Origin of the sequence: Winogradskyella sp. (assembly GCF_045105575.1) — a bacterium.
Taxonomy (GTDB): Bacteria; Bacteroidota; Bacteroidia; order Flavobacteriales; family Flavobacteriaceae; genus Winogradskyella.
Genome location: NZ_JBGCDQ010000021.1, coordinates 23,147 through 42,010, shown reverse-complemented (window position 1 = coordinate 42,010; position 18,864 = coordinate 23,147). Strand labels below are relative to the sequence as shown.

Annotated in this window: 20 protein-coding genes; 10 read left to right on the top strand and 10 right to left on the bottom strand. The window is 34.2% G+C overall.

What is annotated here, in order from left to right:
- Nucleotides 1-140: 140 nt before the first annotated feature.
- The 9 genes from AB8B52_RS05055 to AB8B52_RS05015 form a co-directional block, all read right to left on the bottom strand.
- Nucleotides 141-2,660 (bottom strand): PIG-L family deacetylase, encoded by a 2,520-nt coding sequence (locus AB8B52_RS05055; protein WP_406025861.1) that lies wholly within the window; start codon nt 2,658-2,660, stop codon nt 141-143.
- Between the two features lie 201 nt (nt 2,661-2,861).
- A complete protein-coding gene (corA, locus tag AB8B52_RS05050; protein ID WP_406025859.1) occupies nt 2,862-3,938 on the bottom strand; it encodes a magnesium/cobalt transporter CorA in 1,077 nt (358 codons plus the stop codon).
- A 3-nt stretch (nt 3,939-3,941) separates the two neighbouring features.
- Entirely contained in the window at nt 3,942-4,475 is a 534-nt protein-coding gene (locus AB8B52_RS05045) for a mechanosensitive ion channel domain-containing protein (protein WP_406025857.1), read from the bottom strand.
- A gap of 46 nt (nt 4,476-4,521) precedes the next feature.
- Nucleotides 4,522-5,460 carry a septum formation inhibitor Maf gene (locus tag AB8B52_RS05040; RefSeq protein WP_406025855.1) on the bottom strand — a complete coding sequence of 313 codons (939 nt, stop codon included), beginning with the start codon at nt 5,458-5,460 and terminating at the stop codon, nt 4,522-4,524.
- 85 nt (nt 5,461-5,545) lie between these two features.
- Nucleotides 5,546-6,139 carry a Maf-like protein gene (locus AB8B52_RS05035; protein ID WP_406025853.1) on the bottom strand — a complete coding sequence of 198 codons (594 nt, stop codon included), beginning with the start codon at nt 6,137-6,139 and terminating at the stop codon, nt 5,546-5,548.
- A gap of 1 nt (nt 6,140) precedes the next feature.
- Nucleotides 6,141-7,067, bottom strand: coding sequence for a geranylgeranylglycerol-phosphate geranylgeranyltransferase (locus AB8B52_RS05030; protein ID WP_406025851.1), 927 nt, complete (start codon nt 7,065-7,067; stop codon nt 6,141-6,143).
- A gap of 8 nt (nt 7,068-7,075) precedes the next feature.
- The gene (locus tag AB8B52_RS05025; RefSeq protein WP_406025849.1) at nt 7,076-7,387 is read right to left on the bottom strand and encodes a hypothetical protein; all 312 of its coding nucleotides are present in this window, start codon (nt 7,385-7,387) and stop codon (nt 7,076-7,078) included.
- A 57-nt stretch (nt 7,388-7,444) separates the two neighbouring features.
- Nucleotides 7,445-7,978 carry a KdsC family phosphatase gene (locus AB8B52_RS05020; RefSeq protein WP_406025847.1) on the bottom strand — a complete coding sequence of 178 codons (534 nt, stop codon included), beginning with the start codon at nt 7,976-7,978 and terminating at the stop codon, nt 7,445-7,447.
- A gap of 3 nt (nt 7,979-7,981) precedes the next feature.
- The gene (locus tag AB8B52_RS05015; protein ID WP_406025845.1) at nt 7,982-8,770 is read right to left on the bottom strand and encodes a Rossmann-like and DUF2520 domain-containing protein; all 789 of its coding nucleotides are present in this window, start codon (nt 8,768-8,770) and stop codon (nt 7,982-7,984) included.
- A 561-nt stretch (nt 8,771-9,331) separates the two neighbouring features.
- On the opposite strand from AB8B52_RS05015, the gene tnpA reads away from it, so the two are divergent.
- The 9 genes from tnpA to AB8B52_RS04970 all read left to right on the top strand — a co-directional run bounded on the left by tnpA (nt 9,332) and on the right by AB8B52_RS04970 (nt 17,091).
- Nucleotides 9,332-9,793 carry an IS200/IS605 family transposase gene (tnpA, locus tag AB8B52_RS05010; protein WP_406025843.1) on the top strand — a complete coding sequence of 154 codons (462 nt, stop codon included), beginning with the start codon at nt 9,332-9,334 and terminating at the stop codon, nt 9,791-9,793.
- A 335-nt stretch (nt 9,794-10,128) separates the two neighbouring features.
- On the top strand, nt 10,129-10,527 hold the full coding sequence (locus AB8B52_RS05005; protein WP_406025863.1) for a group III truncated hemoglobin: 399 nt from the start codon (nt 10,129-10,131) through the stop codon (nt 10,525-10,527).
- Nucleotides 10,528-10,543: 16 nt separating this feature from the next.
- A complete protein-coding gene (locus AB8B52_RS05000; protein ID WP_406025841.1) occupies nt 10,544-11,713 on the top strand; it encodes a nitrate/nitrite transporter in 1,170 nt (389 codons plus the stop codon).
- Between the two features lie 72 nt (nt 11,714-11,785).
- Nucleotides 11,786-12,235, top strand: coding sequence for a large conductance mechanosensitive channel protein MscL (mscL, locus tag AB8B52_RS04995; protein WP_406025839.1), 450 nt, complete (start codon nt 11,786-11,788; stop codon nt 12,233-12,235).
- A 98-nt stretch (nt 12,236-12,333) separates the two neighbouring features.
- A complete protein-coding gene (gene ccsA, locus AB8B52_RS04990) occupies nt 12,334-15,522 on the top strand; it encodes a cytochrome c biogenesis protein CcsA (protein ID WP_406025837.1) in 3,189 nt (1,062 codons plus the stop codon).
- Between the two features lie 74 nt (nt 15,523-15,596).
- Entirely contained in the window at nt 15,597-15,785 is a 189-nt protein-coding gene (locus AB8B52_RS04985; protein ID WP_406025835.1) for a hypothetical protein, read from the top strand.
- A gap of 145 nt (nt 15,786-15,930) precedes the next feature.
- Nucleotides 15,931-16,308 (top strand): alkyl hydroperoxide reductase, encoded by a 378-nt coding sequence (locus tag AB8B52_RS04980; protein ID WP_406025833.1) that lies wholly within the window; start codon nt 15,931-15,933, stop codon nt 16,306-16,308.
- Entirely contained in the window at nt 16,293-16,670 is a 378-nt protein-coding gene (locus AB8B52_RS04975) for a DoxX family protein (protein ID WP_406025831.1), read from the top strand. Before AB8B52_RS04980 ends, AB8B52_RS04975 begins: the two co-directional genes overlap by 16 nt.
- A gap of 7 nt (nt 16,671-16,677) precedes the next feature.
- Nucleotides 16,678-17,091, top strand: coding sequence for a hypothetical protein (locus tag AB8B52_RS04970; RefSeq protein ID WP_406025829.1), 414 nt, complete (start codon nt 16,678-16,680; stop codon nt 17,089-17,091).
- 54 nt (nt 17,092-17,145) lie between these two features.
- On the opposite strand, the gene AB8B52_RS04965 is transcribed toward AB8B52_RS04970, so the two are convergent.
- A complete protein-coding gene (locus AB8B52_RS04965) occupies nt 17,146-17,880 on the bottom strand; it encodes a bacteriorhodopsin-like (RefSeq protein WP_406025828.1) in 735 nt (244 codons plus the stop codon).
- A 106-nt stretch (nt 17,881-17,986) separates the two neighbouring features.
- Between AB8B52_RS04965 and AB8B52_RS04960 the strand changes: the two genes are divergently transcribed.
- A complete protein-coding gene (locus AB8B52_RS04960; RefSeq protein WP_406025826.1) occupies nt 17,987-18,859 on the top strand; it encodes a Brp/Blh family beta-carotene 15,15'-dioxygenase in 873 nt (290 codons plus the stop codon).
- Nucleotides 18,860-18,864 lie beyond the last annotated feature (5 nt).

Below are 18,864 nucleotides of genomic sequence, written 5' to 3'. Positions count from 1 at the left end.
ACTTCTCACTTCTCACTTCTCACTTCTCACTTCTCACTTCTCACTTCTCACTTCTCACTTCTCACTTCTCACTTCTCACTTCTCACTTCTCACTTCTCACTTCTCACTTCTCACTTCTCACTTCTCACTTCTCACTCCTCTCAATTCTTCAAAGGCATTTTATCGTCTTTTCCTGCGGCGAGTAAGTTAGCAAATAATCTGAAAGCACCTGAGACTCCAGCCGGAAATTCTCTAAAAAAACTTAAACCTGTATAAATATAATTGCCTTTTCCGTATTTGGCAACGAGTAATGCTCCTTCTTTAGAAGATTCTCCTTTGTCATTAGAAGCGAGTAGTGGCGTGAATTCATCTGCCCATTCATTAGGGAAATACAAACCGCGTTCTTGTACCCAACCTTCAAAATCTTGAATGCCGATTTTGTTTGGAAAATTTAAAATGGGATGATTGGGTTCTAAAATTCTGATAAGGGCGTTTTCGTCAGTCACACGATCACGTGATAATTTTAAATCGTAAGGTGCTAAATTATCAACTTTAATGCCTCTGCTGGTGTTGTATTGAATCACCAAGTTGCCACCTTCCTTCACATAGTCTAGCAAATATTTTTGTTTAAATTTTAAAGCTTCTACAATATTGTAAGCACGAATACCGACTACAATCGCATCGAAATTAGAGAGATTTTCAGGGGAAATATCCTCTGGTGGAATAATAGTAACGTTATAACCAATTTGTCGTAAACTTTCAGGAACCACATCACCAGCACCTTCAATATAGCCGATGTTTGTGCCTGCCTTTTTAATATTTAATCGCACCACTTTACTTTCACTAGGGATTAAAACGGTTTGAAATGGAATGTGTTCATAATCGATTTCAATCAATTCATCGGTGTAAAATTCGCCATCAACATTTACCATTGGTGTAATTAAGCCTTCATTTTGATTTTTTGGTGGAATCATGGTAAAGATGACTTTTTGAATGTCTCCTTTATTAGTAATGCTTACGTTTTGTTTATCTGGAAAAACCGTCCAACCATCAGGATATGCCATTTGCACAAAGCCGTCAATATTATTTTTTCCTGCTCTAACGATGACTTCAATTTCTTTTTGTTGATCGTTATCGAAAATATAGACTTCGTTACTCAGGCTTGCAGACACTACAGGAATGATTTCAAACGGACGATACAATTCACCTTTATCTGGCTTCGAATAGCGATGGATGACAGGTTTGGTAATCGTAATTGGTGTGCCTTCAATCATTAAATTAAAATCGACAAATACAGCGCGTGGTGTTTCAGGTAAACCAATGAGATTTTGGTCTGTGACACTATACATGCCTAAAGTACTTTGTGTATTTAACCAATAGGGCGTCGTGTAATTGCTATTATTGGGAATGTTAATGTTTTCGTCAAAATTTAACCGTTGATTGGCTGGTAGTGCCATTTGTTTTGAAATGCCGTTTTGAAGCGTCGATAATTTATAAGAGTCTAAGGTGATGTTCGCTTTACTTCGGTTTAAAACTTCCATTTTAAGACCAACGTCTGTGTTTGGTGCGGCGTGCGGATTTTGAGCTGAGACTTCCAAATACAAACCAGCACAAGCTTCAATAATGGTTTTTAGTTCTTTGGTTTTAATGGTTTTCCAGTGCTCATTTTTTACATTTTGAAGTAATTTGTACGCTTCTAAAAGTTGTGGAAGATGCATCGAAGGATTCACGAAGTTGAAGTTGTTTTCAATCGCAGTCATGATGTTGCCTATGGCTGCACCACCTTCAATTCGATTCCAAGAGGTATCAATACCAGAAAAGACATCGTCGTTATTTTCTAAAGGTTCCCCTTTTAAATATTCTATATATTCTTGTTGAGAGCCACGTTGTGATAATCGACCAAAACCTTGACATAAATGCTGACTACTAGCTAAAGACGCTAGTTCGTTGTTAGACATGCCCTTGGTTGGATAGTATACTCCAATATCAAAATTAAGCATGTTGCTTTTATCTGCTGCTTCAAATTTTTCTTGACTGCCATAAAACCACCAAGATGTGTTAAAGAATAGGCGTGTTGGCTGCCATGTTTCGGTGAGTGTTAATTGCGAAGGGTATTTGGTAGCATCATTAGCCAAATCAAAAGCTTCCATACTTAACATGGCCGAACTGGTGTGATGTCCGTGCGTTCTTCCTGCAGTTCTATGATCAAAGCGATTGATAATAATATCTGGTTTAAATTCTCGAATGGCCCAAACGACGTCTGACAGCACTTCGTCTTTATTCCAAATTTCTAAAGTTTCGTCAGGATGCTTAGAATACCCAAAATCATTGGCTCTTGTGAAACGTTGTTCGCCACCATCGACACGTCTGGCTGCTAATAATTCTTGTGTTCTTATGACGCCTAAAAGTTCTCTAATTTCTGGACCAATGAGGTTTTGTCCGCCATCACCTCGGGTTAACGATAAATAGGCTGTACGTGCTTTCACCTCATTAGACATATATGAAATGAGACGTGTATTTTCATCATCAGGATGTGCAGCAATGTATAAAACTGATCCTAAAACGTTGAGTTTTTGAACGGCTTCGTAAATTTCTGACGATGCATACGTTTTGGGTTGTTGTGCTTGTAATGATACAATGGTACTAAATACAAGTAATAGACAAAGTCTAAATTGGTACATGAGGTGGTTAGTTAGTTGCGTTTCAAATATAGGAAAGTTAGTAACTTATAGCATTTGTTTTAGATTTATTTAACGCTTAGGAAATGGCAGGATAGTTTTACATGAATGACATGACGAATTCAGACCTTTCAGGTTTTCAAAACCTGAAAGGTCTTTGAAGATTTTTGAAACTGCATTCAAAAAATACAATCTGTGCTTATTTTACAACCACTTCTTACGTTTAAAATAAAACAACAAAGCAATAAACATCACTAACATAACACCCAAAAGCACAAAATATCCGTTGTGATAATTGAGCTCTGGAATGTGTTTAAAATTCATGCCATAAAGACCTGCGAGGAAGGTGAGTGGAATAAAAATGGTAGACATAATAGTGAGGACTTTCATCACTTCATTCATCTTATTGCTAATGGTGGTCATATACATGTCCATTAAACTCCAAATCATTTCACGGTAAATATCAATGTTTTCAGATACTTGAATTAAGTGATCGTAAACATCTCGATAATAAGTAATTGTGCGTTTGTAAATTAAAGGGTGTTCGCCTTTTTCAATACGACTAATAATCTCACGAAGTGGAAATATAGCACGACGTACTTTTAAAATTTCGCGCTTTAGTTGTTGAATTTCTATGTTGACACCTTCTCTTGCAGTTCCTGCAAAAAGTTCGGTTTCTAAGTCTTCAATTTTATTGCCTAAAGTTTCGATTATGCTGAAGTAATTATCTACAACGGCATCTATTAAGGCATACAATAAATAATCGGATTTTAGTCCTCTAATACGTCCATTACCTAACCTAAGACGTTCTCTAATAATATCAAAAACATCACCTTCGGATTCTTGAAACGAGATGACATAGTTTTTGCCTAACACAAAACTGACTTGTTCAATTACAATGTTTTCGTCTTTATCGTAATAGAGCATTTTTAAAACCACAAAAAGATAATCGTCATATTCGTCTATTTTAGGTCGTTGCGCTGTGTTTACGATATCTTCTAAAACTAAAGGATGAAGACCATATTGGTTTCCGATGGATTCGATCTCTTTGGTATATTGCAGACCATTAATATTTATCCACGTTACCGAATCCGTATCTTTAAAAGGAATAGCGTCTGCGATATTTAATAAAACGGTTTCTTCAACATGTTCTTTATTATAGTCGAAGGATTCAATATGCAGTTTTTTGTCAGATTTTTTTCCTGTGTAAACTAGTGTTCCAGGAATTTGTCCGACATGCTTCTTATAATTCTCAGTACGTTTTTTAGCTCTCTTCCTCATAATTTATAAAATACTCGTATCGTCTAAGGCGTCCTTTTGCATTAAAGTTACCGCTTTTTGAAGAATTAGATTGTTTGGATAGGTAACCAAATCACCATTATCTTCTCTTAAATGAATTTGAAAGGCTCTAATGTCTTCAATAATGGCTTCTACGGGATAATCTTTATCGTGAATTTTAATTTTATCTCCAACCTTGTAAGGAAACGAGAAAAACATAATAACGCCTGAAGTAACATTACTTAGAATGGACCAAATGGCAAAAAGCGCAACACCAATTACGGCAAAGACCGACGAAAACACTAGCGTAACGTCGTGTGTTTTCGCGCCAAGAATAAAAGCTTCTATAAGAATGGCGATAAGAACCAGAGCGACAGTTGCGTAACGGCCAATTAAAGCTGCTCGTGCTTCGGTTGTGCCACTTTTTTTGCCGATTCTTTTTACAGTAACCACGATAATGGCTCTAATTATAGATAACAGCACTAACAAGATTAAAGTATGAATAATCTCATCTTGGTAGTTAGAAAAATAATCGTTCATGTAACAGGTATTTAGTCACACAAATATAGTTGAGATAATATAAACTCTATTGCAATTTTAAAGTTTCTCTAAGGGTTTCGTCTGCGTTACTATTTTTACTCCAGTAGGCTGATTTTATGAGCTCTAACTTTGTAGCTTTTGTAGTTAAGGTGGTTTCAGAAGGACCGTAACCACTAGACATCACTTCTTCCCAACCTATAATATCATAAGGAAAATTTGGATTAAAATTAATTTTTAGCGTTCTGTTTAAATTGCTGTATGCAATAGTATATGTTCCATTATCTATCGTAGCTGTTGCGTTATATGCTTTTATGGTTCTGTGTTTTAATCGGGTGAATTCTAATGATGGTACTAGTGAGATTTGTCCAACAGGTAAACTTTTAGGATCGATGCGTAATTTGGTCCAAAGTTCATTTTCTGTCCATGTTTTTTCTAAGGTGAAGCTTTCATCACCTTCACTTTGAAAGTAAGAATGCGAGGTAACTTCAAACGTATCTCGGTTATTCAATTGCGAATACACATGGCCACACCATTCCTGTACTGAAGCCGAAATTTTAAGCGTATGTTTGTTGTTTGCCACAGGATAAAATGTACTCTGCATAATTGAATATTGATAAATACCAGTATTGAAATTTTTAGTGGCATTCAATTTTAAAACTGGGATGTTTTGCTCACTATAGTTATCAGCCTTTACTTGTTGTTGAGGTAAAAAGTCTTCAGTCACAAATACCAAAACAGCCTCGCCTTCTCGCATTTCACCATAACGTGCTTGCTCTAATTTATAGGAAGTAATTTCTGCTTCACCATTGTACCAATACCCTTTAAAAGCTTCTGTGAGTTTGGTCTCTGGCGCTATTGTTGCTTCTGTTTGAGATGTTGCAACAGCTAATATTTCTGAAACTTCGGCTGTATTGTCTTTGCAGGAATTTAAAATGAAGATTATTATTATTCCTGTTAAAAGAAAAGTTTTGTTAATTCTAGTCATAGCGCTTGCTTTTATAATTCTGAATCCTAATTAAGAGTAGGATAGAAGATGATATGTTGTATCATTCCAAAACAAATTTACAATCCTAAGCGCCTTCAGCAATGGCATTTAACGTTTCGTAAAGTAAATGCGTTGGTAAGCCAACGACATTATTATATGAGCCTTCTACACTTGTGATTCCAATAGCACCAATCCATTCTTGGATGCCATAAGCACCAGCTTTATCAAAAGGTTTGTAATGATCGATGTAGTACTTGATTTCTTCATCAGTCAACGCTTTAAAGGTCACTTTGGTTATGGTATTGACTAATTTTTGTCCTGATGGTTGCGTAAAACAGATAGATGTCACCACGTCATGCGTTTTATCACTTAAAGATTTTATCATATAAAAAGCATCGTCTGCATCTTTGGGTTTGCCAATGGCTTTTTCATCTAGCCATACAATGGTGTCGCTGGTAATGAGAATGTCTTTCGCATGGATAGCCTTAGCAAAAGGTTCTGCTTTTAGTTTTGCTAAATAGTCTGTGATTTCGTAACTTTTTAAATGTTCAGGATAAATTTCTTCAACAGGTTTTAGCTGAATTTCAAAATCGAGATCCATGGCTTTTAAAAATGCATGACGACGTGGTGATGCTGATGCTAAAATAATATTGAAGTTTTTGAGTTTAGCGTTACGCATATTATTTCAAGATAAAATTATATAATAATAAAGACAGCATGCCTGTGAACATCGTTAATTTTAAAACAAGACTAATGCGTTTGTAGTGCTGAGTTTCTTCAGCATTAAATAGTTTGATGCTGCCGTAAATTAAAGGCGCAACAACCAAAACTAAAAAATAACCAACCACTAATTGCTGTTTAAATAAATACGTAATCACATAATAAACAATGGATACTATGGGAATTAGTGAGATTATAAACACAATTTTGTTCGTTTTCACTTTACCTAAAAGTACAGGCAGTGTTTGTATACCAGTTTGGTGATCACCATCAAAATCTTCAAGATCTTTAACCAGTTCTCTAACAAGGTTAATTATAAAAGCGAAAATAGCGTAGTCTCTTATAATGTATAAAAATGTGGTTTGAACGGCCTTATTATTCAAATTCATGGCAGGTACTAACTCATAAATACCAACCAATAAAATGCTTAAGGCTACGACTATAGATACGATGATATTACCAACAATCGCAATTTGTTTTAGTGAGGTTGAATAAATATAAAGTACAGCAGAAGCGACAAAGAAAATGGCGAAAAAACCAGATTTACCAATGCCGTTAGATAAATAAAACCCTAAGCCAACACCAATGATATTAAGCACCATAAATAATGTAGTAGCTGTTTTTTCTGTAATGAGTTTATTGATGATGCGTTGGTTTGGTTTGTTGATAGCATCGGTTTCAACATCGTAAACATCGTTGATAACATAGCCACCAGCAGCAATGCAAAGTGTCGCTAAAACCAGTAGAAAAAAGTTGAAATCGCTCAAGGTGGTAATCACACTGTGACTCTCACGAAAAGGTTCTAAAAGTGCATATTTTACTAAATATTGCGTGAGTGCAATCATCAGTAAATTTTTCCAACGGATTAAATTAAAAAAGTGAATCATTTGAGGGTTTAGCGAGATAATATTTGTGTGATTAAATAATAAGAAACATAAACAATAACGGCAAAAACGATGAGACTAATAATGGCAGTACGTTTGAATAATTTACGTTCTTGACGTCTTAATTTATCTTTAATTTTTTGTTTGTCTTCTTTGCTTAAATCTTGATGCAAAAAATTCATTTTGTAATGCAGATGCGCTTCCATATCGAGCTTTTCCTTATATTTAGAAAAAGGTGTTGTTGATTTTTGATTAAAGGTCGCCTGACTATTGCCAAAACCTATATATCCAAATCCTATACTTTGTCGTCTTCTACGTGACATGTTTGAATCGATTTAATCCTGTGGCTGAAAATTATGAATCTATTTTTTAAGTTTGAATTAATCGTATTTAGCATTAAAATTTCCATTCCATTTGCCTTGTACCTTTAAGACTTGTTCAATGACGTCTCTTACGGCACCTTTTCCACCATTTTTATGCGAAATGTATTTTGAAATACTCTTAATTTCGGGAACGGCATCTTGCGGACAACATGGCAAGCCCACTAATTCCATTACCGGATAATCTGGAATGTCGTCACCCATATATAACACTTCAGATTTTGAAATATTGTGGCTATTTAAATAGGTGTTGAGTTGTTCAATTTTATTATGCGCATTGAGGAAAATAGTGTTGATGCCTAATCCTGCCAAACGTTTTCTGACGCCTTCATTAGAACCACCAGAAATGATACAGAGGTTAAATCCGGCATCAATGGCTGTTTTTAGGGCAAATCCATCTTTAACATTCATGGTACGCAGCATTTCGCCATCTGTGGTTACTAAGATGGTGCCATCGGTTAATACACCATCAATGTCAAAAATAAAAGTGGTGATGTCTGCTAAATATTCTTTGTAACTTTTATCGTCGCTCATTAATTAGTTTTTTGTTGATTTCGGCCTGTAAGAAGACACATTATGCGTTCTCTTAATAGAAGCCGTCAATAGTTTGTAAATAGATTGATGTTCTTCTTTTTCCATCAATTTTAATTGGCGTTTTATGGTTTTTTTGTCATTGCGTTTTGCAGGACCTGTTTGTGCCATATATGGTGACATATTTTTAATTTTCCGAGCCGTCTCTTGAATCAAGGGCTGCAAAATTTCGAATTCTATGTTTTTAGTCTCGCAAATTTCATGACCAATTCTGTAAAGTTGATTGGTGAAATTATTAACAAATACAGCAGCTAAATGAAGTGTTTGGCGCTGTTCCGTCGTAATTTTATGAGGTTTACAACCAACAGCTTTTGCTAAATTTTTCAATAACTGAAGGTTTTCTTTTTCGTAAGTTTCTACACAAATCGGTACTTCTGTAAAATCAATATCAGCATCTTTAGAGAAGGTTTGTAGCGGATAAAAAACAGCAATTTTATTTTTTTTGTCTAAATCGTGCATAGACACACTACCAGAGGTATGTGCTACAATACGGTTTGTAAATGGTAAATCTTTAGAAAGTTGCTCAATACTATCGTCACTAACAGCCATGATATAGATATCGGCTTCTTTTAAGTCGTCTAAATTGTCTGTGATTTCAACGTCATTGGCATAAGAAGAAATAGAAGCGCGCGTGCGATTATACCATTGGGTTATGGTAATGTTTTCAGAATTTGAAAACGCTTTATAAAGATGTATGGCCACATTGCCAGCACCAAGTAAAACAACTGATATCATGCTGTAAAAATACTAAGATTTCTTATGTTAGACTCATGAGAATTGGATTAAAAGGATAACTTTGGGTAACTATATGAATATGTTCTTTTAAGGAAAACACGTCTGTATAGATGTGAACCTAAAAATCACATTTAAAAAATGTCCTGTTAGGTACAATATATCGGTAAAATAATGGATATGAATTTTTCAAAAAAATGTTTCGTTAGGGACAATATATCGGTAAAACAATGGATATAAATTTTCAAAAAGGGGTTTCGTTAGGGACAATATATCGTTGAAAACAATGGATATAAATTTTCAAAAAGGGGTTTCGTTAGGGACAATATATCGGTAAAACAATGGATATAAATTTTTAAAAAAGGGTTTCGTTAAGGACAATATATCGGTAAAACAATGGATATAAATTTTCAAAAAAATGTTTTGTTAGTGACAATATATCGGTAAAAACAATGGATATGAATTTTTCAATAAAATGTCCCGTTAGGGACAATATATCGGTAGCAAAATTTTTCAAAAGATGAATCAAGCGTGCCTTTAGGTACGCCATATAATTTCAAAAACATGCCAAACACATACACCCAAATACACATCCAAGTTGTTTTTGCAGTTCAGAATAGACAATCTTTAATAAGTCGCATTTGGAAAGACGAATTATATCAATACATTACAGGTATCATTCAAAATAATAATCACAAGGTGTTGCAAATAAATGGAATGCCAGACCATATTCATATCCTTTTCGGAATGCGACCAACCCAGTCGTTGTCTGAATTAATGAAACAAGTTAAACAACATTCATCAAAATGGATAAATGACAAGGGATTTGTTAACGGTAAATTTTCATGGCAATCTGGTTATGGTGCGTTTTCATATTCAAAATCTGAGGTGCCTAGAATTATCCATTATATAAGTAATCAAGAAGCGCATCATAAAAAAATAAAGTTTCAAGATGAATATGTAAAGCTGTTGAAAGATTTTGATGTTGATTATGATGAGCGTTATATTTTAAAATCTGTTTTTTGATGTCTGAATAAGCGACCAAAGCATATGTTGTACCTAAAGGCACAAAAGAAAAAATACGTAAATAGTTTTTACCGATATATTGTCCCTAACGGGACAGGCAATGCTAAAAATAACAATCAAAAAGAAAAGAGTGGCAAACATTAAATAAACAAAAATTTGTCTAAGTTTATGAATAACACACTGGTTGATAGCATAAAATGCGATTTATAATAAAATGTTTTATTACGGATCACATATATTCAGAAATAAAAAAATAATTACATTTATAAATGTGCCTTTGTAAATATCATATCTGCAGTATGATAAAGAAACAAACAACCATAATCAAAGTACCAATGAACAAAGAAGACATTAAAACCAGAGCAGATATTTTTCAATTGGTATCCAAGTTTTACGAAAAAGTGAGAAAAGATGACGTTTTAGGGCCTTTTTTTAATGATACTATAAAAGATTGGGATGCGCATTTAGACCACTTGACGACGTTTTGGGAATCGAGTTTGTTTCTTAAAACCAAATATCATGGCAATCCGTTAGAAGCACATACCAAAGTAGATGCGGCAAATAATAATAGTATTACAGAATTGCATTTTGGTTTGTGGCTCAATCTGTGGTTTCAAACTATAGACGAATTGTTTGAAGGCGATTATGCCGAAAATGCCAAACGACGTGCACGCAAAATGGGAACCTTTCTGTATTTAAAGATTTTTGAAGCACGTACATCAGATTTAAAATAGACGTTTGAAAATCGCAATGAAGCATTCCTCTAAATTCATCTTACCGATTATTGTGATTTCACAATTTTGCTGCACCTCCTTATGGTTTGCAGGAAATGGAATTATTGATGATTTAGTTATTGAATTTAATCTGAGTCCATCAGCATTAGGCTATGTAACATCAGCAATTCAATTTGGTTTTATTTCAGGAACTCTTGTGTTTTCTGCTTTAACTATTGCAGATCGTTTCTCACCATCTCGAGTGTTTTTTGTAAGTGCACTCATCGCTGCGCTATTTAATTTGGGGATTATTCTAAGTTCAAATGCGTTAATAAGTATTATCGTTTTACGGTATTTTACTGGCTTTTTCTTAGCTGGTATTTATCCTATTGGTATGAAAATAGCGGCAGATTACTATAAAAAAGGCTTAGGTAAATCTTTAGGGTTCTTAGTTGGCGCTTTAGTTTTAGGGACTGCATTTCCGCATTTGCTCAATGGTTTATCTTACGATGTGTCTTGGTTAAATATCATTCATGTCACGTCATTAATTGCATTTTTAGGCGGTTTATTGATGTTGGTATTAGTACCTGATGGCCCTTACAGAAACCGAAGTTCACGTTTAAAATTCACAGCGTTTTTTAATATTTTTAAGAACAGCAAATTTAGAGCTGCTGCATTTGGTTATTTTGGTCATATGTGGGAACTGTATGCCTTTTGGGCTTTTGTTCCTGTAATTTTAAAATATTATGTTTTAGAAAATAATACGACTTCTAACGTGTCGTTATTTAGTTTTTTAATCATTGCTATTGGTGGGTTGGCTTGTGTTTTAAGTGGTTATCTTTCAGAATATTTTGGTGCAAAACGTGTGGCTGTTATCGTGTTGAGTTTATCAGGTTTATGTTGTTTATTGTCGCCAGTAATATTGTCTCATAATTCGTCAGTTTTAGTCATTGGCTTTCTTTTATTTTGGGGAATGGTAGTTATTGCAGATTCCCCTTTGTTTTCATCTCTGGTTGCTGAAAATGCTGAACCTGAAATAAAAGGAACAGCTCTAACCATCGTCAATTGTATCGGTTTTGCTATAACCATAATTAGTATACAGTTACTCAGTTTTTTGAGTTTAACTTATCATTCAAGTTTGATTTTTATGGTGTTGGCCTTAGGACCCATATTTGGATTAATGGCATTAATAAAACCATTAAAATAGTATCACGACCTATTGAAAAGTGGTTTTGATAATTATATTTGTCGCAATAAAAAATCAAGAAACCAAAAACACATGAAACTACTTAAAGAATTTAAAGAATTTGCCGTAAAAGGGAATATGATGGATATGGCCATTGGGATTATTATTGGTGCATCCTTCAATAAAGTGATTGATGTTTTGGCGAAGCAAGTCATTTTGCCACCATTATCGTTACTCACAGATGGTGTTAATTTTAGTGATAAAAAATTGGTATTACGAGATGCTATTAGTGATGCTTCTGGTGCAATAACAACCAGTGAAGTGGCTATAGCTTATGGCAAACTTTCAGAAGTGTTTTTAGATTTTTTGATTATCGGATTTTCAGTGTTTATAATTGTGAAATTTATGAATCGATTACGAAATAGGGCACAAGACACTCAAGATAAAACGGTTGTGACGCCTAAGGATATTCAGCTATTGTCGGATTTAAAAGCGCTTATGGAAGAACAGAATAAAATGCTTCAGGCCAATTCTAATCGTTAAAAATTTCTCAAAAGTTTAACACCTTTTGATGCTCAAAATGCCATACCTAAACGAGCAAAAAGCCTTATCTTTGCACCAGCTTAAAAAAGCCTATAGCTATGCAAAAGAAAATCGCTAATTTCCTGTTCTCTACAAAACTGACTGCATTTTTATTTATAGCCTTTGCTGTCGCCATGGCAGTAGGTACTATTTTAGACAGGAACATGGATACCTCTCCAACACCATACACGAGGACTTTCATTTATAATGCTTGGTGGTTTGAAGCCATCATGGTATTTTTTATCATCAATTTTGTAGGAAATATTTTCAGATTCCGTCTACATAAAAAGGAAAAATGGGCCACTTTAGTGTTGCATTTATCATTCATTTTTATTCTTTTAGGAGCCTTTGTAACGCGCTATATTGGTTATGAAGGTATGATGCCTATTAGAGAAGGTGATACGGAAAGCGAGTTTTTCTCTCAAAAAACATATATCAGTGGTCGTATCATTGGTGATTATGAGGTGAACGGTCAACTACAGCAGCGCAGAATTGAGGAGGTTGTTGATTTTTCATCACGTTTAGATAATGATTTTGATGAAACGTTCGATTATGGCGAAGATAATGTTCGTATTCAAGTTAAAGAATTTATACCAGGTGCGGAAAAGGATGTCATTCCAAACGATACAGGCAAACGTTACTTAAAAATTGTTGAGCAAGGCGATGGCGTGCCACATAACCACTTTTTAGAAGATGGTAAAACAGCAAACCTTCATAACATTTTGGTCTCTTTAAATAAGTTTCAAGAAGGTGCCATAAATATTCAAGAAACTGAAGACGGTCTTTTTATCAATTCGCCTTACGAAGGACAATACATGACTATGGCAACACAAGCCACAGGTAAAGTTATTAAAGATAGTTTACAGCCGCTTATATTAAGGTCTTTGTACTCTCTTGGTGGAATGCAAATTGTATTGCCAAAACCTATTGTAAGAGGAGACTTTGGTATTGTTAAAAAACCAGAGATATTAAAAACAGATGCTGATGGACTGATTTTAGTGGTGTCAGCCAATGGTGAAACTAAAGAACTTGGTCTTTTAGGAGGCAAAGGCACTTATAATCCGTTAGAAGAAGTTAAGGTAGGTGGCTTAGAAGTTGCCTTACAATATGGACCTAAATTATTAAAATTACCTTTTGAAATTAAGCTGAATGATTTTATTGCGGAAAAATATCCTGGCACAGATAAGGCGTATTCTTCTTATGAAAGTAAAGTGACCATCATAGATCAAGAAAAAGGTGATTTTGATTATAGAATTTTCATGAATAATGTCTTAGATCACAAAGGCTATCGTTTCTTTCAAGCGAGTTTTGATCCAGATGAAAAAGGCACTATTCTTTCTGTGAATCATGATTTTTGGGGAACGTATATCACTTACGCAGGCTATTTATTGTTATATTTTGGCTTAATGGTAATTCTCTTTGCTAAAAATACCCGTTTTGATGCTATCCGAAGTCAACTCGAAAAAATAAAGAAAAAGAAAGCGAAATTAATGACGATGATCTTGCTTTTAATTGGTTTTTCAGGATTTTCACAATCGCATTCAGATGGAGATCATCAGCGTTCAGAACGACCAGCGAAAGCACAAATAGATTCCATTCTTAGGGTACACATTACGCCAGAGGAGCATGCTGCAAAGTTTTCTGAAATGGTGATTCAGGATTACAGTGGTCGTATGATGCCAATGCACACGTATGCTTCAGAAATGTTGCGTAAAATTAGTAAGAGTGATGTGTATGAAGAGTTCAATGCAGATCAAATTTTTCTATCCATTCAAGAAAGTCCGATGCTTTGGTATAATGTACCAATCATTTATCTAAAACCAAGAAAAGGAGATTCTATTAGAACGATTATTGGTGTCGATTATTCTCAAAAACACGTCAGCTTACTCGATTTCTTTACTGAAAACGGTAGAAACAAATTGGGGCCTTATGTTGAGGAATCCTTTAAAGCGCAAGTGCCAACGGGTTTTCAAAAAGAAATTAAAGAGACTTACAATCGATTAAGTTTGTTATCTGATGCTATTGAAGGTCGTAATATTAAAATTTTTCCAATTCCTGGTGATGAAAATAATCGATGGATCTCTTCTAAAGAATTTAGAGACGAAGGTTTAAGAGAAAAAATTGAAGATACGCTTTATGGCAATTTTATAAATAATGGCTTTGTCGCTTACTTAGTGACCCTTAATAATGCCAAACAAAATGGTGATTATTCTAAAGCAGAAGATTTACTCGAAGGGATTAAGAAAACACAACAGCGTTACGGAAAAGAAGTGATGTTGTCTGACGAAAAGATAAAGGCTGAAATACTATACAACGATTACGATATTTTTAAACGCTTGTTCAGTTGGTATATGTATGCAGGTACCTTGCTGTTTATTCTTTTAATTGTTCAGATTTTTAAATTTAATAGTCAATGGCTTAAAGTTTCTGTTACGGTATTTAAAGTTATTCTTATTGGGCTATTTATTTTACACACTGGTGGTTTAATAATGCGTTGGTACCTTTCTGGACACGCACCTTGGAGTGATGCTTATGAATCTATGATTTATGTGGCTTGGTCAGTAATGTTATTTGGTTTGCTATTTGGTAGAAAGAGTGATTTAACCTTTGCCGCTTCGGCATTTGTGTGTTCTATGATTTTAATGGTTGCCCATTGGAATTGGATGGATCCTGCCATTGGTAATCTAGAACCTGTATTGCAAGGCTATTGGTTAATGATTCATGTTTCTGTTATTGTAGCAAGTTACGGTCCTTTTGCCATTGGGATGATTTTGGGTGTCGTTGCCTTGTTATTAATGATTCTCACCAACAAAGAGAACAAAGAGCGCATGCTCATTAATATTAAAGAGTTAACGATTATCAATGAAATGGCACTAACGGTTGGCTTAGTGATGTTAACCATAGGTAACTTTCTTGGTGGTATGTGGGCCAACGAAAGTTGGGGAAGATATTGGGGCTGGGATCCTAAAGAGACTTGGGCTTTAATTAGTATTATGATTTATGCTTTTGTCATTCACATGCGTTTAGTACCAGGTTTAAGAAGTCGTTGGATTTACAACTTAATGTCAGTGATAGCCTTTGGAAGTATCTTAATGACCTATTTTGGAGTTAATTTCTATTTATCTGGTTTACATGCCTATGCTAGTGGAGATCAAATTGTAAGTTTCCAATTTATTGCTATGACCTGTGTTATCATTGCTGTTTTAGGGTTTTTCTCTTACAGAAACTATAAGACACATTACAAATAGCGGTTAATTTCCTACATTATTTAAACCACTGCATTACTATTTTTATTAATTTTCAGACATTAATTAACTTTTAGATGAATTACTTCAAAAAATTAGGAACTGCAAATCTGCTTATGTTAGCGTTGTGTGCAGCTATAATTATTGTTGCAGAGTTTTTATTTCTTACTGGAGATAAATTGCATGGTATTTTTGTAGGCCTTTGGGCACCAACATTATTAGGTATAATGATCTATTTAAAACTTGTAGATCATGGTCGCAGATGAAATTGTTTTATGGTTTTCCGTTGTTGTAATAACCTTAGTTGTTTTATGGGCATTTTTAATGATAAGAGCTTATAATAGAATGGGAAAAAACGACTAAACACACTTTATTTTAATATTCTAATTTTTAAAGAAGCAAAACGTGCAGATGACTCTAAAATTAGCCGCAATTTATAACATACTTTGGGGAGCTTGGGTGGTATTATTTCCAAATCATTTTTTTAACCTTGTAGGTATGGAGCCATTAAATCATCCTATGGTTTGGCAAGGTATGGGAATGGTTATTGGTGTTTACGGTTTAGGCTATTGGTGGGCATCTTACAATCCCATGAAGCATTGGCCAATTGTTGCTGTAGGTTTTTTAGGCAAAATTTTTGGCCCACTTGGTTTTATATTCAATTATGTTAAAGGTGATGTGCCTTTTGAATTTATCTACACCTTATTAACCAACGACTTTATTTGGTGGATTCCATTCTTTTTAATTTTGAAGAAAGTACATACCGATTATAAATGGAAACTCTCTTGATTAAGTTTCTTCGATTTTTACTTATTGGTTTTTATGCTTTTGCAGGAAGTTATCACTTTATAAATCCTGAATTTTATTTAGATTTAATACCAGATTATTTACCATATCCTCAAGCTGTAAACTATATCAGCGGCTTTTTAGAAATCGTCTTAGCTATTGGTGTCGCAATACCTAAAACACGTCTTTTAGCTGTAAAAGGTATCATTGTGTTATTAATTGTATTTATACCATCACATGTTTATTTTATACAAATAGGATCTTGTGTGGATAGTGCATTTTGTGTAGCACCTTGGATTGCTTGGGTTCGTTTATTATTAGTACATCCCTTACTGATATGGTGGGCTTGGGCTGTAAGAAAATGAGATTAAAATGACTTTAGATTTAATACGTTTATTAATAGATTTTGGATTTGTAGTACTTATTTGGGCTGTGCAGTTGGTTATTTATCCAAGTTTTGGGTATTATACTGATACCAATTTGTACAAATGGCATCGAAGTTATACGGCCAGAGTGACGGTTATTGTACTACCCTTAATGATTAGTCAGTTGGTTTTAGCTGCTATGCAACTTTGGACGGTTCAGAACTGGTTCACCCTAGTAAGTGCCATCATCATTGCAGCATTATGGTTACTCACATTCTCTATTTTTGTGCCTTTGCATCAAAGTATTGATAACAATAAACCAGTTGAAAATGTGTGTTATAAATTAGTAAGCAAAAATTGGATGCGTACGTTTTTATGGACAAGCCTCTTCGTTTTATCTTTATTACATTATATGGTATAAAAAAACCTCTTTTAACTAAACGCTAAAAGAGGTTTTAAATTGTGTACTTAAATATTATGCTTCAGATGCTGAAGTAGCACTAACCGCTAATCCATATACCACTAAACCGAATCCGATTTTGTTGACGGCATCACCGATGTTATAAATAACATCCATGTTTAATCCACTAAACCAACCTTCATACCAACCTGGTGTTCCTGCCATGTAGCCCAAAGGATAGATAGCCCATCCAACGAGTACAAACCAACATAAGGTTTTGTGAGCGGTTAAGAAAGCACCACCTGCTTTTTCAGCAAGTTTCTTAGCTTCACCGAACCAAATGATGTAGACAATAGCGAAATAAGCTAATCCTGAAATTAAGCCCCATAACCAAGCCTGATCTCTGTAAACGGCTTCACCAAAGTAACCTGTTACAAGCATTACTACAGATAGGAAAATCAATTTCCACATCAAAGATTTCTTCGCACCAGCAACTTTAAGTATTAAGTAAAATTCAACACACATTAAAGGCACAGTTAATACCCAATCTACATATCTAAAGAAGGTAGGTGAGTCAGCAAATGTTGCCCAATAATCTCTCATGTACCAATAATGCACAGCAGCAATAAAGGTAATAAGTCCAGAAACTAAAATAGAAGTTCTCCATTTTCTATCAAAACTATTCATTGATAGAAAGAAAAAGGCTGCGGCAGCCATCATAGCCATACATCCTACAAAGAATGTGAAGCCAACGTAATCATCTGTAGCCATTTTTCCAATTTCTACAGTTAAGCTAGTTAGTAAATTCATATCATAAAGTTTTTTTGTTTAGGTAAATGTATAAAACTTTAAACAATAATTGTTTAAAATTTTCACAAAAAAAATAAACAAAACAAAAAAAATGTATGTTTGTATTATGAGATCGACAATTTCAAGCTTAATTTTAACCGTATTCATACTTTGGTTCACCATTCAAATAGATTCGGATTTTGAAATTTATTTGGCTTATATCTTAATTTTAACCATCGGCATTGTCCATGGAGCAAATGACATCTCGTTAATTGGTTTACTAACTAAAAACTCAAAAAAAGCAACCAACACATATCTTCTGGTCTATTTAGCTTTAATTGCTTTTACCTGCTTTGTGTTTTTTAAATTTCCACCAGTTGCGCTCCTTATTTTTATAGCTTTCAGTTGTTACCATTTTGGTGAACAACATTTTTATGATAAACTAGAGCACAAATCAGCAGTCAATAACGTATTGTTTTTTGGTTACGGTGCTTTAATTTTTGGTATGCTCTTTTATTTTAATAGTGAAGCCACTTTGGAAATAATTTTTGAATTAGCTGGTCTATCACTGTTAAGAATGCATTTTCTGGTCTTAGCTATTCTTGGAGCTACAATAACTATTTTATTCTATGCTTTGAATCGTGAAAATTTTAAAAAAGAATACAATGTTTTTGAAGAACTTTTTTTAATTCTTCTGTTTGCACTCGTCTTTCAGCTGGCCACTTTGCTTTGGGCATTTGCTATATACTTTATTATTTGGCATTCATTACCTTCATTAAAGGATCAGACGCAAGCGCTCTATGGAAGTGTTACTAAAACCAATTTTTTAAAATATTTAAAGTCATCACTTTTAAATTGGGCAATTTCAATTATTGGTTTAGCGATAGTCTATTACATTTCGGTCGTATTTCAAATTCGCTTTATTGTGTTGTTCTTTGCGTTTCTATCAGCAATTACAATTCCACACGTTATAGTGATGTATTATTTAAATAAAAAGTAACTAAT

Excerpts from the sequence above, each read along its gene's own strand:
- AB8B52_RS05055 (WP_406025861.1), bottom strand. The coding sequence starts at position 2,660 with ATGTACCAATTTAGACTTTGTCTATTACTTGTATTTAGTACCATTGTA.
- AB8B52_RS04985 (WP_406025835.1), top strand. The coding sequence starts at position 15,597 with ATGAATTACTTCAAAAAATTAGGAACTGCAAATCTGCTTATGTTAGCG.
- AB8B52_RS04960 (WP_406025826.1), top strand. The coding sequence starts at position 17,987 with ATGAGATCGACAATTTCAAGCTTAATTTTAACCGTATTCATACTTTGG.
- tnpA (WP_406025843.1), top strand. The coding sequence starts at position 9,332 with ATGCCAAACACATACACCCAAATACACATCCAAGTTGTTTTTGCAGTT.
- AB8B52_RS04975 (WP_406025831.1), top strand. The coding sequence starts at position 16,293 with ATGGAAACTCTCTTGATTAAGTTTCTTCGATTTTTACTTATTGGTTTT.
- AB8B52_RS05025 (WP_406025849.1), bottom strand. The coding sequence starts at position 7,387 with ATGTCACGTAGAAGACGACAAAGTATAGGATTTGGATATATAGGTTTT.
- AB8B52_RS05045 (WP_406025857.1), bottom strand. The coding sequence starts at position 4,475 with ATGAACGATTATTTTTCTAACTACCAAGATGAGATTATTCATACTTTA.
- AB8B52_RS05005 (WP_406025863.1), top strand. The coding sequence starts at position 10,129 with ATGAACAAAGAAGACATTAAAACCAGAGCAGATATTTTTCAATTGGTA.
- ccsA (WP_406025837.1), top strand. The coding sequence starts at position 12,334 with ATGCAAAAGAAAATCGCTAATTTCCTGTTCTCTACAAAACTGACTGCA.
- AB8B52_RS05000 (WP_406025841.1), top strand. The coding sequence starts at position 10,544 with ATGAAGCATTCCTCTAAATTCATCTTACCGATTATTGTGATTTCACAA.
- AB8B52_RS05030 (WP_406025851.1), bottom strand. The coding sequence starts at position 7,067 with ATGATTCACTTTTTTAATTTAATCCGTTGGAAAAATTTACTGATGATT.
- AB8B52_RS04965 (WP_406025828.1), bottom strand. The coding sequence starts at position 17,880 with ATGAATTTACTAACTAGCTTAACTGTAGAAATTGGAAAAATGGCTACA.
- AB8B52_RS04980 (WP_406025833.1), top strand. The coding sequence starts at position 15,931 with ATGACTCTAAAATTAGCCGCAATTTATAACATACTTTGGGGAGCTTGG.
- AB8B52_RS04970 (WP_406025829.1), top strand. The coding sequence starts at position 16,678 with ATGACTTTAGATTTAATACGTTTATTAATAGATTTTGGATTTGTAGTA.
- AB8B52_RS05020 (WP_406025847.1), bottom strand. The coding sequence starts at position 7,978 with ATGAGCGACGATAAAAGTTACAAAGAATATTTAGCAGACATCACCACT.
- AB8B52_RS05035 (WP_406025853.1), bottom strand. The coding sequence starts at position 6,139 with ATGCGTAACGCTAAACTCAAAAACTTCAATATTATTTTAGCATCAGCA.
- AB8B52_RS05015 (WP_406025845.1), bottom strand. The coding sequence starts at position 8,770 with ATGATATCAGTTGTTTTACTTGGTGCTGGCAATGTGGCCATACATCTT.
- mscL (WP_406025839.1), top strand. The coding sequence starts at position 11,786 with ATGAAACTACTTAAAGAATTTAAAGAATTTGCCGTAAAAGGGAATATG.
- corA (WP_406025859.1), bottom strand. The coding sequence starts at position 3,938 with ATGAGGAAGAGAGCTAAAAAACGTACTGAGAATTATAAGAAGCATGTC.
- AB8B52_RS05040 (WP_406025855.1), bottom strand. The coding sequence starts at position 5,460 with ATGACTAGAATTAACAAAACTTTTCTTTTAACAGGAATAATAATAATC.